Source organism: Lentzea kristufekii (assembly GCF_033949925.1).
Taxonomy (GTDB): domain Bacteria; phylum Actinomycetota; class Actinomycetes; order Mycobacteriales; family Pseudonocardiaceae; genus Lentzea; species Lentzea kristufekii.
Genome location: NZ_JAXAVV010000016.1, coordinates 159,437 through 174,468, shown reverse-complemented (window position 1 = coordinate 174,468; position 15,032 = coordinate 159,437). Strand labels below are relative to the sequence as shown.

At 69.7% G+C, this 15,032-nt stretch carries 18 protein-coding genes; 7 read left to right on the top strand and 11 right to left on the bottom strand.

Going from position 1 to position 15,032, the window contains the following annotated elements; translation table 11 throughout:
• Nucleotides 1-33: 33 nt before the first annotated feature.
• Nucleotides 34-1,224, bottom strand: a complete 1,191-nt coding sequence (locus tag SK571_RS30045; RefSeq protein ID WP_319987439.1) for an acetyl-CoA C-acetyltransferase — start codon at nucleotides 1,222-1,224, stop codon at nucleotides 34-36.
• Between the two features lie 125 nt (nucleotides 1,225-1,349).
• Here SK571_RS30045 and mce point away from each other — a divergent pair, with 125 nt between their 5' ends.
• Complete coding sequence (mce, locus tag SK571_RS30040) at nucleotides 1,350-1,790, top strand: methylmalonyl-CoA epimerase (protein ID WP_319987438.1); 441 nt, start codon at nucleotides 1,350-1,352, stop codon at nucleotides 1,788-1,790.
• Here mce and SK571_RS30035 read toward each other — a convergent pair.
• The gene (locus SK571_RS30035; RefSeq protein ID WP_406602055.1) at nucleotides 1,759-2,319 is read right to left on the bottom strand and encodes a TetR/AcrR family transcriptional regulator; all 561 of its coding nucleotides are present in this window, start codon (nucleotides 2,317-2,319) and stop codon (nucleotides 1,759-1,761) included. The two genes, mce and SK571_RS30035, sit on opposite strands and share 32 nt — an antisense overlap.
• A gap of 60 nt (nucleotides 2,320-2,379) precedes the next feature.
• The gene (locus SK571_RS30030; protein ID WP_319987436.1) at nucleotides 2,380-2,739 is read right to left on the bottom strand and encodes an SPW repeat protein; all 360 of its coding nucleotides are present in this window, start codon (nucleotides 2,737-2,739) and stop codon (nucleotides 2,380-2,382) included.
• Between the two features lie 165 nt (nucleotides 2,740-2,904).
• On the opposite strand from SK571_RS30030, the gene ccrA reads away from it, so the two are divergent.
• Complete coding sequence (gene ccrA / locus SK571_RS30025; protein WP_266038074.1) at nucleotides 2,905-4,218, top strand: crotonyl-CoA carboxylase/reductase; 1,314 nt, start codon at nucleotides 2,905-2,907, stop codon at nucleotides 4,216-4,218.
• Between the two features lie 36 nt (nucleotides 4,219-4,254).
• Nucleotides 4,255-5,703, top strand: coding sequence for a chromosome segregation protein (locus SK571_RS30020; RefSeq protein WP_406602054.1), 1,449 nt, complete (start codon nucleotides 4,255-4,257; stop codon nucleotides 5,701-5,703).
• A 217-nt stretch (nucleotides 5,704-5,920) separates the two neighbouring features.
• On the opposite strand, the gene SK571_RS30015 is transcribed toward SK571_RS30020, so the two are convergent.
• Nucleotides 5,921-6,448: a histidine phosphatase family protein gene (locus tag SK571_RS30015; protein ID WP_319987435.1), complete on the bottom strand. Its 528-nt coding sequence runs from the start codon at nucleotides 6,446-6,448 to the stop codon at nucleotides 5,921-5,923.
• Nucleotides 6,449-6,472: 24 nt separating this feature from the next.
• On the opposite strand from SK571_RS30015, the gene SK571_RS30010 reads away from it, so the two are divergent.
• Nucleotides 6,473-7,018 carry a GNAT family N-acetyltransferase gene (locus SK571_RS30010; protein WP_319987434.1) on the top strand — a complete coding sequence of 182 codons (546 nt, stop codon included), beginning with the start codon at nucleotides 6,473-6,475 and terminating at the stop codon, nucleotides 7,016-7,018.
• Entirely contained in the window at nucleotides 7,018-7,710 is a 693-nt protein-coding gene (locus tag SK571_RS30005; RefSeq protein ID WP_319987433.1) for an alpha/beta fold hydrolase, read from the top strand. Before SK571_RS30010 ends, SK571_RS30005 begins: the two co-directional genes overlap by 1 nt.
• Nucleotides 7,711-7,713: 3 nt before the next feature.
• Here SK571_RS30005 and SK571_RS30000 read toward each other — a convergent pair whose 3' ends face one another.
• Entirely contained in the window at nucleotides 7,714-8,007 is a 294-nt protein-coding gene (locus SK571_RS30000) for a hypothetical protein (protein ID WP_319987432.1), read from the bottom strand.
• A gap of 32 nt (nucleotides 8,008-8,039) precedes the next feature.
• Between SK571_RS30000 and SK571_RS29995 the strand changes: the two genes are divergently transcribed.
• Nucleotides 8,040-8,246: an FmdB family zinc ribbon protein gene (locus tag SK571_RS29995; protein WP_319987431.1), complete on the top strand. Its 207-nt coding sequence runs from the start codon at nucleotides 8,040-8,042 to the stop codon at nucleotides 8,244-8,246.
• Here SK571_RS29995 and SK571_RS29990 read toward each other — a convergent pair.
• A complete protein-coding gene (locus SK571_RS29990) occupies nucleotides 8,243-8,614 on the bottom strand; it encodes a hypothetical protein (RefSeq protein ID WP_319987430.1) in 372 nt (123 codons plus the stop codon). The two genes, SK571_RS29995 and SK571_RS29990, sit on opposite strands and share 4 nt — an antisense overlap.
• Before the next feature lie 68 nt (nucleotides 8,615-8,682).
• Between SK571_RS29990 and sigJ the strand changes: the two genes are divergently transcribed.
• Nucleotides 8,683-9,555 (top strand): RNA polymerase sigma factor SigJ, encoded by an 873-nt coding sequence (gene sigJ, locus SK571_RS29985; protein ID WP_319987471.1) that lies wholly within the window; start codon nucleotides 8,683-8,685, stop codon nucleotides 9,553-9,555.
• Here the strand turns inward: sigJ and SK571_RS29980 are convergent.
• The 5 genes from SK571_RS29980 to dhaK all read right to left on the bottom strand — a co-directional run bounded on the left by SK571_RS29980 (nucleotide 9,552) and on the right by dhaK (nucleotide 14,941).
• The gene (locus SK571_RS29980; protein WP_319987429.1) at nucleotides 9,552-10,145 is read right to left on the bottom strand and encodes a DUF3558 family protein; all 594 of its coding nucleotides are present in this window, start codon (nucleotides 10,143-10,145) and stop codon (nucleotides 9,552-9,554) included. The two genes, sigJ and SK571_RS29980, sit on opposite strands and share 4 nt — an antisense overlap.
• Nucleotides 10,146-10,189: 44 nt before the next feature.
• Entirely contained in the window at nucleotides 10,190-11,965 is a 1,776-nt protein-coding gene (locus SK571_RS29975; protein WP_319987428.1) for a 3-hydroxyacyl-CoA dehydrogenase family protein, read from the bottom strand.
• A gap of 651 nt (nucleotides 11,966-12,616) precedes the next feature.
• Entirely contained in the window at nucleotides 12,617-13,324 is a 708-nt protein-coding gene (gene dhaM, locus SK571_RS29970; RefSeq protein ID WP_319987427.1) for a dihydroxyacetone kinase phosphoryl donor subunit DhaM, read from the bottom strand.
• A complete protein-coding gene (gene dhaL / locus SK571_RS29965) occupies nucleotides 13,321-13,947 on the bottom strand; it encodes a dihydroxyacetone kinase subunit DhaL (protein WP_319987426.1) in 627 nt (208 codons plus the stop codon). The genes dhaM and dhaL overlap by 4 nt, the downstream gene beginning before the upstream one ends.
• A 1-nt stretch (nucleotide 13,948) precedes the next feature.
• Nucleotides 13,949-14,941 carry a dihydroxyacetone kinase subunit DhaK gene (dhaK, locus tag SK571_RS29960; RefSeq protein ID WP_319987425.1) on the bottom strand — a complete coding sequence of 331 codons (993 nt, stop codon included), beginning with the start codon at nucleotides 14,939-14,941 and terminating at the stop codon, nucleotides 13,949-13,951.
• Nucleotides 14,942-15,032 lie beyond the last annotated feature (91 nt).

Below are 15,032 nucleotides of genomic sequence, written 5' to 3'. Positions count from 1 at the left end.
GTGGATTCACCGTCAGCGCTTCGTGTCACGCCACTAGGCCTTGGCGGGCACGCGGATGATCAGAGCGTCGCCCTGACCACCACCACCGCACAGCGCCGCGGCACCCACGCCGCCGCCTCGACGCTGCAGCTCGAGCGCGAGGTGCAGGGCGATGCGGGCACCGGACATGCCGATCGGGTGGCCCAGCGCGATGGCGCCGCCGTTGACGTTGACCTTGTCCTCGGGGATTCCGAGCTGACGGGACGAGACGATGCCGACCGCCGCGAACGCCTCGTTGATCTCGATCAGGTCGAGGTCGGCGGGATCGGTGCCCTCCTTGGCGCACGCGGCCTTGATGGCGTTGGACGGCTGCTCGTGCAGCGAGGCGTCGGGACCCGCGACGACGCCGTGGGCGCCGATCTCCGCGATCCACTCCAGGCCCAGTTCCTCGGCCTTCGCCTTGCTCATCACGACCACGGCGGCCGCGCCGTCGGAGATCTGCGACGCCGAGCCCGCGGTGATGGTGCCGTCCGCGGCGAACGCCGGGCGCAGCTTGCCGAGCGAGTCGGCGGTCGTGTCCGCGCGGACGCCCTCGTCCGTGCTGAACAGGATCGGGTCGCCCTTGCGCTGCGGGATCGCGACCGGCGCGATCTCGGCTTCGAACACGCCGTTCTCCGCGGCCTTGGCGGCGAGCTGGTGCGACCGCGCGGAGAACGCGTCCTGCTCCTCACGCGTGACGCCGTAGCGGCCGTTGTACTTCTCGGTCGAGACGCCCATCGCGACCTGGTCGAACGCGCAGAACAGACCGTCGTGCGCCATGTGGTCGACCATCGTCACGTCGCCGTACTTGAACCCGCCGCGCGACTTCGGCAGCAGGTGCGGCGCCTGCGTCATCGACTCCTGGCCACCGGCCACGACGACGTCGAACTCGCCGGCGCGGATCAGCTGGTCGGCCAGCGCGATCGCGTCGATGCCGGACAGGCACACCTTGTTGATGGTCAGCGCGGGCACGCTCATCGGGATGCCCGCGGCGACCGCGGCCTGGCGGGCGGGAATCTGGCCCGCTCCGGCGGTCAGCACCTGACCCATGATCACGTACTGCACCTGCTCGGGGGCCACGCCGGCGCGTTCCAGTGCCGCCTTGATCGCGACGCCACCCAGCTGGGCACCCGAGAAGTCCTTGAGCGACCCCAGCAGTCGGCCCATCGGGGTACGCGCCCCGGCGACGATCACGGAACCGGACACAACTGCCTCCATTGGAAGAGCGAACGGTCGTTAACTAGGCACCATACCTGGGGCTACTGGGCGGTAATCGTGTGAGACCCCGCACAGGAGCACCTGCACCGATCAGGTAGTTACCCTTGCCCGCTATGAACGCAGACCTCGCTCGATTCGTGACCGCGATCGACCACGTGGGCATCGCCGTGCCCGACCTCGACGTCGCCATCGCGTTCTACCGCGACAACTTCGGCCTCGAAGTCGCTCACGAAGAGGTGAACGAGGAGCAGGGCGTGCGCGAGGCGATGCTGCACGCGCCCGGCGACCACGCGGGCACCGCGATCCAGCTGCTGGCGCCGCTGAACGAGGACTCGACGATCGCGAAGTTCATCGGCCGCTCCGGTCCCGGCCTGCAGCAGCTCGCCTACCGGGTGTCCGATGTGGACGTCGCGGCGGACGCGCTGCGGGCGAAGGGCCTGCGCCTGCTCTACGACGCGGCCAAGCGCGGCACGTCCGACAGCCGGGTCAACTTCGTGCACCCGAAGGACGCGGGCGGCGTGCTCATCGAGCTGGTCGAGCCTGCAAAGCACTAGCGACGAAAACCAGCTCGCGGTCGATCGGGTCCTCCTCGTCGCTGTGCCTCGCCACCGAATGCCGGTAGCTGACGGCCAGCGCGAGGAGTGCCGCGGCTGCCTCGACGTCCTTGATCGCGACGGCGGCACCGCCCGCGGCCAGGATGACCTGCTTGATCTGCGCCGCGACGTTGTCGTAGCGCGCCCGCATCGCGTCGCGCACAGCTGAATGCGTATCCGCTTCACGCCACAACAGGTGTGACAGCAGCGGCGAGGCGTTCAAGCGCGCGTCGAGTGCGGCCACGAGCCTCCTGAGCGACTCCGCGACGTCTCCCGCGACGACGACCCTGCGGTGGTCGACCGTGCTGTCCGGCAACCGCGCCACCAGCGCGGCGAGCAGGTCCTTCTTGCGGTTGAAGTAGTAGTGCACCAGGCCTTTGGGCACGCCGGCGCGTTCGGCGATCCGCGAGGTCGGGGTGGCGTCGAAGCCTCCGTCGGCGAAGAGCTCTTCAGCCGCGGCCAGGATGCGTTCCTTGGCCGAGTCCTCCACGCGTTCCTCCATGAGTGTGTGGGCCCAAGAAGCTCCTGGGCCCACAGGTTTTCCGGCTGATCAGTGCGGCTGCGCCGCGGCCGAGTGCGCGGCGTTCGCGGAGGGCATCGCCAGCGCCCCCGCGGCCACGGTGAGCACGCCGCCGACCCAGGAGACCCACGAGGCCGCCATCAGGTCGGTGTAGCCCATCACCCACGGAGAGATGAACAGCAGTGCTCCGAGCACCATCTGCACGTACTCCCCGTAGATCATCGCGGGCATGGCGAGGTCGACGAGTCCGTCGATCGCGATGAGCGCGCCGAGCACGATCATCGTCCACATGGCCGCGTTCGAGGTGTCCACGACGAGCGGAGACAGCAGCACCAGAACGCCGATCGCCACTTCGGCCCAGTCCTGCCACCTGGTCCACGCCTTGGTCATCTCCACCACCTCCTCCTTCTCGGATCACCGTCGATGCTCCTCTTTGGCTGGCCGCCCGGTCAACACTTCTGAGTGGAATCCCTCACAGGCGTGCATCTGAATCGGTTACTGCTGAGTAACCTCCGGCAACCTGCGACTATCCCTCACTCGGGAAGGAATGCCGCCGTGCAGAAGATCCTTGACGCGATCCTGGCCGATGAGCTGGACGCGATCGGTTCCTTGGACGTTCCGGAGAGCTATCGGGGCGTGACAGTGCACGCGGACGAGGCCGACATGTTCTCGGGCCTCGAGACGCGGGACAAAGACCCGCGCAAGTCGCTGCACGTCGACGAGGTCGCCACGCCGGAGCTCGGTCCGGGTGAGGCGCTGGTCGCCGTCATGGCGTCCGCGATCAACTACAACACCGTGTGGACCTCGATCTTCGAGCCGGTGTCCACGTTCGGCTTCCTGAAGAAGCTGGGCGGCCGCCACAACCTGCCGTACCACGTCGTGGGGTCGGACCTGGCCGGCGTCGTCGTGCGCACCGGTCCCGGCGTCACCGCGTGGAAGCCGGGCGACCGCGTCGTGGCGCACTGCCTGGACGTGCCGCTGGAGGCGCCGGACGGCCACAACGACACGATGCTCGACCCGCAGCAGCGGATCTGGGGCTTCGAGACGAACTTCGGTGGCCTCGCGGACCTCGCGCTGGTGAAGTCGAACCAGCTGATGCCGATGCCGAAGCACCTCACGTGGGAAGAGGCCGCGTCGCCGGGCCTGGTGAACTCCACCGCGTACCGGCAGCTCGTGTCGACCAACGGCGCGAACATGAAGCAGGGCGACACCGTGCTGATCTGGGGCGCCTCGGGCGGCCTCGGTTCGTACGCCACGCAGTTCGCGCTGAACGGTGGCGCCACGCCCATCTGCGTCGTCTCCTCTCCGGAGAAGGCGGAGATCGTTCGTTCCATGGGCGCCGAACTGATCATCGATCGTTCCGCCGAGGGCTACAAGTTCTGGAAGAACGAGCACGAGCAGGACCCGCGCGAGTGGAAGCGGTTCGGCGCTCGCATCCGTGAGCTGACGGGCGGTGAGGACCCGGACATCGTGTTCGAGCACCCCGGCCGCGAGACGTTCGGCGCGTCGGTGTTCGTGGCGCGCAAGGGCGGCAAGATCGTGACGTGCGCCTCGACCTCCGGGTACATGCACCAGTACGACAACCGCTACCTGTGGATGAACCTGAAGAGCATCATCTCCTCGCACTTCGCGAACTACCGCGAGGCGTGGGAGGCGAACCGGTTGATCGCAAAGGGAAAGATCCACCCGACGGTGTCCAAGGTGTACTCAATGGACGAAACGGGCCAGGCCGCGCACGACGTGCACCGCAACGTGCACCAGGGCAAGGTCGGCGTGCTCTGCCTTGCGCCGGAAGAAGGTCTTGGTGTGCTGGATCACGAACTGCGCGCGAAGCACCTCACAGCTATCAATCGATTCCGGGGTGTATGACCTTCCGGGGTTACCCGAACGGGTAGCGTGAGGGGCATGGGCCTCGCCGACGACCGTGACCTCGTCCCACTGGGATCCGGCTTCGACATCGTCAAGCGCGGTTACGACCGCGCTCAGGTCGAGGATCATCTCGAACGCCTCGACTCGGACCTGCGGCTGCTCGCCGCGGACCGCGATGCCGCCGTGTCCCAGACGTCCGACCTGGCGCGCCAGCTGGAAGCCGCACGCTCGGAGATCACCGAGATGCGCAACCAGGTGGAGCGCCTGTCACTGCCGCCGACGACGCTGGAGGGGCTCTCCGAGCGCCTCCAGCGCATGCTGCGGCTGGCCCAGGACGAGGCCAACGAGATCAAGGCCCGTGCCGAAGCCGAGGGCGGGCACATCCGCGCCAAGGCGGAAGCCGACGCGGGTGTGCTGCGCCAGCGCTACGAAACGCTGATCGCCGAACTGGACGAGCGCCGCGCGGCCATGGAGGCCGAGCACAAGGGCGTGCTGGAGACGGCGCGCAACGAGGCCGAGAAGATCGTCTCCGAGGCCGAGAGCGCCGCCCGCAAGATCGCCGACGAGTCCGAGCAGCGCCGCGTGACCGTCGAAGAGGACTTCGAGATCGCGATGGCCGCCCGCCGCTCCGAGGCGATGGCGACGCTGGCAGCCCAGGAAGCCGCCTCCAAGAACGAGGCCGACCGCCGCATGCGCGAGGCCGCCGAGGAGGCCGCCCGCGTCCGCGCCGCGATCGCGCAGGAGCAGACCACCTCGAAGGCCGACGCGGAACGCCGAGTCCGCGAGGCCACCGAAGAGGCGAACCGCCGCCGCCACGACGCGATCACCGAGGCCACCGCACGCATCCAGGAAGCGACCGACGAGTCGAACCGCCGCGTGCGCGAGGCCACCGAGGAAGCCAACCGCCGCACCACCGCCGCCACGCAGCGCGTCGAACAGCTCCGCAACCTCCGCAACCGCCTGTCGCACCAGCTCCACAACGTGCGGACGGCGCTGCAGGAGGTCGTGCCGCTGCTCGACCCGGTGGACGAGGAGAAGCCGGCGGCGCCCGCTGCCGCGCCGCAGGGGCCGGGCACTCCGGCCCAGGCGCCGACTGGCCAGGCAAAGACCGCTCCGGCACAGGGGTCGGGCGGCCAGGCACAGGGTTCGAGCGGCCAGGCACAGGCTGCTCCCGCGCAGGGTCAGGCTGCTCCCGCGCAGGGTCAGGCTGCTCCCACGCAGGGCCAGGCTGCTCCCACGCAGGGCCAGGCTGCTCCCACGCAGGGCCAGGCTGCTCCCACACAGGGGTCGGGCGCTCCGGCACAGGCCAAGCCAGCCCAGGCGCCGGCTCCTGCGAAGCAGGCGTCTCCGGTTCAGCAGGCCGCGCCCGCCGCGCCGAACAAGCCGGTACCGGCTCCGAAGGCACCGGCTCCCCAGGCTCAGGCATCTCAGGTCGACGGCCCCACGGCACAACTCGCGCGCCCGCAGACCGCCAAGAAGTCCTGATCCCAGAAGCTCACGCGGCGGCAGGTAGCCAGGTCTCCTGCCGTCCAACCGCACGCGGTAGCACGCAGCCCAAGTCTCCAGCCGTCCAACCGCACGCGGTAGCACGCAGCCGCTGGGAAATCCTGCCGCCACCAAGCTCACGCAGGGGTCCCCCGCCCAGGGGGACCCCTGATTTCAATTATCCCAGCCAGCACCGACAATTCCGCGTCCGCGCAGGTCAGCGCATGATCTCGTAGACCGCCGGCATCGGCAGCGCACGGCAGAACGCCCAGTCCATGCGGCACCCCGCCGCGATCAGCGCACGCGTCAGAAACGTCCCGTGCGACCCCACCAGCACCGTCACGTCCGGGTACTCCCCGGCCATGCGCGCCAACGCTTTCCCGGCCCGCGAGGTCAGCGCGTCGAGGCTCTCCCCCGCCCCGTGCGCGGTTCCCGGATGAGCCCAGCTGCGGGCGTACCGGTCCTCCCAGTCCGCGCTCGGCAGCAGCCCCGACTCCCACTCCCGCAGCTCGGGCCACGTCGTCACCGCAAGACCCAGCGCATCGGCCGCCGGTGTGACGGTCTGCACCGCGCGCAACTGCGGGCTCGACAGCACCGCCGCCGGCTCGTACGCGACGAGGCGCTCGGCCAACGACTTCGCCGCCTCCACGCCCGCCGGCGTCAGCGGGCGCCGGTCGTCGTCGGGCACGCCGAAGGGCGGCGGCACGGACTGCGCGTGGCGCACCAATACGATTCGCGTCGTCACAACACACCATCTTGGGGGAACAGGATGTTCGTGAAAGCGCTGGGCACAGAGGGTGCCGAGCTCAGGCCGCTGGAACCGTGGCAGGCCGAGGAGTTCTTCGCGCACATGGAGCGCGGCCGGGAGTTCATCGGGCAGCACATCGGGTTCGCGGACAAGGCGAAAGACCTGGAGAGCACGCGCGAGCTCCTGCAGGGCTACGCGGACAAGGCTGCGGCCGACACCGGGCGGATCTTCGGGATCTGGCTGGACGACAAGCTGGTCGGCGGCGTGCTGCTGCGCGTGATGGACGTCCCGCAGGGCCGCGCCGAGGTCGGGTGCTGGCTGGAGCCGGCCGCCACCGGCAAGGGGCTGGTCACGCGGGCGTCGAAGGTCCTCATCGACTGGGTGATTCGCGAGCGCGGCGTGCATCGGGTTGAGTGGCTGGTGTCGTCGGCGAACGCACCCAGCATCGCGGTCGCGCGGCGGCTCGGGATGAGCAGGGACGGGGTGCTGCGCTCGTACTTCCTGCACCGCGGGGTTCGTCAGGACCTCGAGGTGTGGTCGGTGCTGGCGCCGGAGTGGGAGAGCTGATGGACGACCTGGTGCTGCTGCACGCCTTTCCGCTCGACGCGCGGATGTGGGACGTGCCGGGCGCGCTGACGCCGTCGCTGCGCGGCAGCGGTGAACCCGATCTCGACACCGTCGCCGCACAGGTGCTCGGTGTGCTCGACGAACGGAAGCTGGACCGCGTCGTGCTCGGCGGCTGCTCGATGGGCGGCTACGTGGCGATGGCGTTGCTCAGGCGTGCGCCGGAACGCGTCAAGGGCCTGGTTTTCGTCGACACCAAGCACACCGCGGACACGCCGGAGGCGGCCGCGAACCGCCACGCGATGGCGGACCGCGTCGAACGCGAGGGCGTCGGCGAGTGGCTGGCGGACGCGATGCTGCCGAACCTGCTCAGCCCGGACGCCTCGGACACGGCGCGGGCGTCGGTGCGCACCATGATCCTCGAGCAGCAGGCCGAGGACGTGGCGTGGTGGCAGCGCGCGATGGCGAAGCGGCCGGACTCGACGGACGTGCTGGAGTCGCTGAACGTCCCGTCCCTGGTGCTCGTGGGCGAACACGACAAGCTCACGCCGCCCGACGTGGCCGCGAAGCTCGCCGTGACGCTGATGCACTCCACGAGCGAACGCATCGAGGGCGCGGGCCACCTGCCGCCCGTCGAGCAGCCGGACGAGTTCCGCTTCCGGCTCGAACGGTGGCGCGAGCAGATCGGGGTCTAGCGACTACCAGCGGCGCGCGGCCGGCCATCGCCGGCCGCGCGAGTTCCAGCACGCCTGGTGCCAGTGCCGGCGTTCCTCCACCGAGCCCGTCTCCCTGGCGGGCCACGCCACGACGTGTGCGACGCCGGGGCGGATCTCGTGGTCGCAGCCGGGACAGCGGTAGGTCTTCTGCGCCTGCGCGCCCGAGATGGCGCGGACCAGCCAGTCGCCGTCCGGGCCCGACTCGGTGCGCGCCCAGCCCACACCCCCGCCGAGGGGACGGGAGTCGTCTGGCTTGGGGCTGTTACGACGTGGCACGACAACACGTTAACCGCTCGTAGAATCAGGGCGTGCCGACCTACGAGTTCCGTTGCCGAACCTGCGACGACACCTTCGACGTGCAGCGCCCGATGAGCGAGTCGTCCTCGCCTGCGAGCTGCCCCGAGGGCCATCCCGACACGGTGAAGCTGCTGTCCATGGCCGGTATCGGCGGCACGCAGCAGGCCGCGCCCGGTGGTGGTGGCGGCGGTTGTTGCGGTGGAGGTTGCTGCGGCTAGCGCCGGAACTTGAAGAGGTAGACCACGCTGGCGACGAGCAGTGCCGCGGCGAGGGGAACGTGCAGCGCCGTGAGGTGGAGGAGGCCGCTGAAGACCTGGGCGGTGATCAGCGCCAGAAAGCCTGCCGCGTACCAGATGGGCTGAGGTGATCCGCCGCCCGGCCGCCACGCGAGAACCGCGACGACGACGTGGACGACCGTGACGACCCACAACGTGTACGAGCCGGCGCTGTGCAGGACGTGCCCGTACGGGAGGGTCATCATCAACCCCGCGGTGACGGACTGGAGGAAGACGGCTGCGGTCTGCAGCGCGACGGTGGCGTGCAGGAGCTTGACGCTGGCGGGCTTCGCCGTGGTTTGCGTGGCCATGACAGTCCGACGACGCAGCATCCGGAAATGTGAGGCGGGGGGCCTTGGCTGATTCTGGTGTGCACGCGATCGTGAGCGAACAGCGGCAACTGCTGAACCTCGCCTACCGCCTGCTGGGTTCACTGGCCGACGCCGAGGACGTGCTGCAGGAGACCTACGCGCGGTGGTACGCGCTGTCACCGGACCAGCGGGACACCATCGAGTCCCCGGGAGCGTGGCTGACGAGGGTGGCCGGCCGCATCTGCCTGGACGTGCTGGGGTCGGCCAGGGTCAGGCGGGAGCGCTACGTCGGTGAGTGGATCCCGGAGCCTCTCCCGGACCGCGAGGAATGGGGCGGCGGGCCCGATCCGGCGGACCGCGTCACCCTCGACGAGTCGGTCACCATGGCGTTCCTGGTGGTGCTGGAGCAGATGACTCCGGCGGAACGGGTCAGCTTCGTGCTGCACGACGTCTACCGGTTCCCGTTCGCGGAGGTCGCGCACATCGTCGGCAGGAGCCCTGCGGCGTGCCGGCAACTGGCCACGTCCGCGCGACGGAGGATTCGCGCATCGCAGCGCGACGAGATCCCGGCCGCGCGGCAGGCGGACGTGGTGCGAGATTTCAAACAAGCCTGGGAAGCGCAGGACATCCAGGCCCTGATCGCCTTGCTGGACCCGGCCGCCATCATGATCGCCGACGGCGGCGGCCAGGTCGGCACGGTGCTGGAGCCGGTGGAAGGCCGCGAGCAGATCGCCCGCTACCTCATCGGCATCGGGAAGATCGCGCCGGATCTGACGATCCTCACCAGGACGGTCAACGGCAGGCCCGGCCTGGTGGCGACCTATGACGGTGTCGCGGTGACGGTGGCTGCTCTCGAGGTGGAGAACGACCAGATCACCAGGATCTGGGCGGTGCGCAACCCGGAGAAGCTGAAGCCCTGGCGAACCGCGGTACAGGACTAGGACGTCTCGCGGTCGATCATGACCTCGGCGACCTTGCGGCCCTGCTCGCAGACGTCGCCGAACTTGCCGCTCGAGTCGATGACGATGATGCCGAGCCCGCCACCGCTGTAGGGCAGGGCGAGCACGCACGACGGTTCGACGTCCTGCTCGCCCGTGCGGTTCAGGTACGAGACCTTGTGGCCCTTCACGTCCCAGTCGCCGGTGGTGCGCTCGATCTTGATCGGCGTGCCCTCCCGGAAGCGCAGGGAGACACCGACTTCGACGCCGTCGATCTTCGTCGTCCAGCGGCACGACTCCTCGAACGTCGAGTCGTAGTTGATCTGCGTGGGCGGCGTTTCGGCCTTGGCACCGGGGTAGGGCAGGTCCGTCCACTTCAGCTTGGCGCAGTGGGGCGTGATCTCGCCGTCGATCGGCGCGGTCTCCGGATCCTCGGACTCACCGGGCTCGGCGCTCGGGTCCGTCGACCCCTCCTTGTCGAACGGAGAGGTCACGTCGAGCGGGGCCTGCGCGACCGGACTGCCCTCGACGACCGCACGCGCACATCCGGACGCGAGCACGAGGACAGCCAACAGGAGCACCAGTCGCCGCATGGCTCCCACCATGCCAGACGCGACATGGTGCCCCTGTGAGCGGCTCACGAGTAGTCGCGGAAGCCCTTGCCGGTCTTGCGGCCCAGACGACCGGCCGTGACCAGGTGCTCCAGCAACGGCGCCGGCGCGAAGCCGGGCTCGCGGAACTCGTTGTAGAGCGTGCGCTGAATCGCCAGCGACACGTCCAGACCCACCACGTCGAGCAGCGCGAACGGTCCCATCGGCAGACCGCAGCCGACCTTCATCGCGTTGTCGATGTCGTCGGCCTCCGCGTAGTGGGCCTCCAGCATCTTCACCGCGTCGTTCAGGTACGGGAAGAGCAGCGCGTTGACGATGAAGCCGGCCACGTCGCCGCAGTGCACCGGGTGCTTGCCGAGGTCGAGGCAGATCTTGCGGGCCGTCGCGACCACGTCGGCGCCCGTGGAGATCGTCTCCACGATCTCCACCAGCTTCATGACCTGCGCGGGGTTGAAGAAGTGCAGGCCCACGACGTCCGCCGGCCTGCTGGTGGCCGCCGCGACCTCGATGACCGGCAGCGAGGACGTGGTCGTCGCGAGCACCGCACCGGGCTTGCACACCTCGTCGAGCGCCGCGAAGACCTCCTTCTTGATCCCGATCTCCTCGGCCACCGCCTCGACGACCAGGTCGCAGTCCGCCAGTTCCACGAACTCCACGGCGGGCGAGATGCGGGCGAGCGTCGCGTCGCGGTCCGCCTCGGAGAGCTTGCCCTTGCTGACCGCGCGGTCGAGCGACTTGCGGACGGCGCCGATCGCCTTCTCGGCCTTGTCCAGACCGCGCGCCCGCAGCACCACGTCGTACCCGCGCTTGGCGAACACCTCGGCGATGCCCGTGGCCATCGTGCCGGTGCCGATGACACCGACCCGCTGGACCTCACGCGCCTGCGTCGCGCTGTCCACTTCGGACGGCGTGTGCACGTCCTCGACGACGACCGGCGAATCAGGCCCGTCGTAGGTGTAGAAACCGCGCCCGGTCTTCCTGCCGAGCAGACCGGCCGTGATCATCTGCTTCAGCAGCGGAGCCGGCGAGTGCAACCGGTTGCGCGACTGGTGGTACATCGTGTCGAGGATCTCGTACGCGGTGTCGAGACCGATGAGGTCCAGCAGTGCCAACGGTCCCATCGGGTAACCGCACCCGTACCGCATGGCCGCGTCGAGGTCCTCGCGCGTCGCGTACTTGGACTCCAGCATCTTCACGGCGTGGTTGAGGTAGGGGAAGAGGAGGGCGTTCGCGATGAAACCCGCCCTGTCCCCGATCACGACCGGCGACTTGCCCAGCCTCTCGGTGAACGCGACCACGTCGGTGATCACGTCCGGCTCCGTGACGACCGTGCGCACGACCTCGACCAGCTTGAGGACCTGCGTGGGGTTGAAGAAGTGCAGGCCGACGACCTTGCCGGGCCGCTTCGTCACGACACCGATCTCGGTGATCGACAACGACGACGTGTTGGACGCGATGATCGCCTCGGGCTTCAGGACCTCGTCGAGGTCCTTGAAGATCCGCGCCTTGAGCTCGATGCTCTCCGGCACCGCCTCGATGACGAGGTCGCAGTCCGCGAGGCTGCTCAGGTCGAGGCTCGTGGTGACCCTGCCGTGCAGCGCCGCGCTCTCGTCCGCGGTCAGCTTCTCCCGCTTCACGGCCCGCTGCGTCGAGTGCTCGAGGTGCCCGAGACCGCGCTCGACGCCGGCCGCGTCGACTTCCACCACCTTCACGGTGAGCCCGGTGCGCGCGAGTACCTCCACGATGCCCGCGCCCATGGTTCCGAAGCCGACGACTCCGACGGTGTTGATTTCGCGCGCCACTGCAGACCTCCCTGCGGGGTAAAGCGTGGGCTACCAAGGAGTAACTTGCGGGCGACTATGCCACTCCCAGCGCCGCCGGGCGTCGTGAGCTTCGCCATCGGGATCGAAACAGTTATCGGTCTAGCAAACGCCTGGAACCGGCCTTTTGCCTGATGAACCCTTGTGGGGGAACGGAGGGTTCCGCCATCTGAGGGGGCGGCGGCTTGGTCGGGGCCGTGTTGGGCAGCGAGCCGGGCGGGCGGCGAGCCGGGCGGGCGGGAAGGGCGAGCCGCGGGAAGGGCGGGCCGCGGCGGGAACGGACCGCAGCGGGGTTGGACTTCACCGAAGTGGGTCTCGGGGAGGGTGGGCCTCGGGGGCAAGGGTGGATCGCGCCGAACTGAGGCGGCCGGATCACGGTGCAGGGCGGGTCACAACCCCAGAGAGCGCACCGGCCACCAGCGCGCACTGCACATCGGGGACGGCGGGTGGCAACCCGCAGCTTCATCACGTCCCTGCAGCCACGCGACAGCAACTCACCACGCGACAGCCTCCCGCCACGCAAACTCCCGCCACGCAGACCCCCGCCGCGCCGCTCCCCGCCGCCGCTCCCCGCCGCCGATCACCGCCGGCCAGGACTGCCGCACAGCCCGATCGCCACGCCGACGACCGGCGTCAGTCGTCGAAACCCCTCGCCGCCAGCTCCTCGATGCGGCGCACCGCCTCCCCCGCATCCTTGCCCGTGGCCACCACGGTGATCGACTTGCCGCCGGGTGCGCTCAGGCCCATCAGGGCCAGCACGCTTGCCGCGTTCGCCTCCTCATCGCCGTAGCGGACCACCACGTCGGCATCCAGTTCCGCGACCGTGCGGGCGAGCAGGGCTGCTGGGCGGGCGTGAAGGCCCACCTCGTTGGTCAGCAACACTTCTGCCGACACGGCGTCCGGCACCAGGTGCAGCGCCGGGCGGCTGGGCGCGGCCACCGGGGCCTCTCCTGAGGCACCTTCGGCGGCACTCGCCACGTCGGGTAACGGGGCGCCTCCCTGGGCGGCTACGGCTGCCGCCACCGCGCCTTCCACCAAGGGGGCGTCCACCACCGAGTAGCGCGAGGGGTCGTCCGCCGACTCGACGGCCATCTCCGCCGTCATCTTGGCGCTGCCCAGGTCGTAGAGCACGACCACGCCCGCGCCCGAGTCTGCGTCGGCCAGGGCTTCGACCACCGCGCCGTAGTCGGTGCCCAAGCCGCCTTCCTCGGTGCCGCCCACGGGGAGCACCGCGACGTCCGGGGCCATCTGGACGGCCAGTTCCGCCACGCCGTTGGCCAGCATGTCGCTGTGCGAGACGACCACCAGGCCCACTCGGCTCGCAGGTACCGCCGCCGTCATGCCTTGGCCGCCGCGTCCGCGAAGGCGCGCAACAGCAACTCCGTCGACCTCGCGCCTGGATCCATGTGGCCGGCGCTGCGCTCACCGAGGTAGGAGGCGCGGCCCTTGCGCGCCACCATCGGCACGGTCGAGGAAGCGCCCTCCGCCGCCGCGTCGGCGGCTGCGGAGAGGGTGGCGGCCACCGTGCCCTCGGCGCACGCCGCGGCGGTGACGGCCGGGGTCAGGGCGTCGACCATCGTCTTGTCACCCACCACGGCCTTGCCGCGCGCGACCACGCCGTCGAGTGCGGCCTGCAGGGCTCGGGCCACCGCGTCGCGGTCCAGTTCGGCCGCATCGCCCACCGCGGCTGACGCGCGCAGGAAAGCGGTGCCGTACAACGGGCCCGCCGCGCCGCCGACCGTCGAGATCAACGTCGTGGCGGCCAGCTTCAGCACCTTGGCGGGCGTGTCGGGTGGCTCGGTGTCCAAACGGGACAGCAGCGCGGTGAAGCCGCGCTTCATGTTCTCGCCGTGGTCGGCGTCGCCGATCGCCTGGTCCAGGCGCACCAGTTCGTCGCGGTGCTCCTGGACGACGGCCGCGGCGGCTCGCAGGGCCGCCACGACGTCCGCTGCCGTGCAGCCCACCTCAGACTCCCCACCGCAGTGCCGGCGTGTGGACCGGCGCGTCCCACAGCTCGACCATCTCGTCGTCGAGACGGAGCAGCGTGAGACTCATGCCCTGCATCTCCAGGCTCGTGATGTACGGACCGACCAGCCTTCGTTCCACCGTGATCCCCCGATCAGCCAGCAACTGCTCCGCGATGCCGTGCGCCAGGTACAGCTCCAGCAGCGGTGTCCCCCCCATCCCGTTCGTGAAGAGCAGCACCCGATCACCTGACGCGAACGGCAGGTCTTCCAGGATCGGGTCGAGCAACGCCGAGACCATCTCCGCGGCGGTACCGGCGTGCACCTTCTGCCGGCCCGGCTCGCCGTGGATGCCGATGCCGATCTCCATCTCGTCGTCGGCCAGCTCGAACGACGGCGAACCCACGTGCGGCACCGTGCACGCGGTCAGCGCGAGGCCCATCGACCGCACCGACGCGATCACCCGTAACGCCAGCGCCTCGCAGGCGGCCAGATCAGCACCGCGCTCGGCCGCCGCGCCCACGATCTTCTCCAGCAGCACCGTGCCGCCGACGCCGCGACGCCCTGCCGTGTACAGCGAGTCCTTCACCGCCACGTCGTCGTCGATCACGACGGACCTGACCTCCGACTCCGCGAGCTCGGCGGCCATCTCGAAGTTCAGCACGTCGCCGGTGTAGTTCTTCACGATCAGCAACGCGCCCGCGCCACCGTCCGTCCGCGACACGGCGTCGACCACCTGGTCCGACGTCGGCGACGTGAACACCGGGCCCGGACAGGCCGCGTCGAGCATGCCGCGCCCGACGAACCCGCCGTGCAACGGTTCGTGGCCCGACCCTCCACCCGAGATGATCGCGACCTTGCCCCGCACCGGCGCGTCCGCGCGCACGACGACGGCCGGGTCGTAGTGCACGGTCAGCAGATCGGAATGGGCTGCCTGCATTCCCCGCAGTGCGTCCTGCACCACGGTTTCCGGATCGTTGATGATCTTCTTCATCGAACAGCCCTCCCGAGGAGTCGGTGCCGTGTTCCTTCTTACTCCGGGGGTCTGACACTCGGAACTGGCAAAGGACCCGCGTACCGTTAGG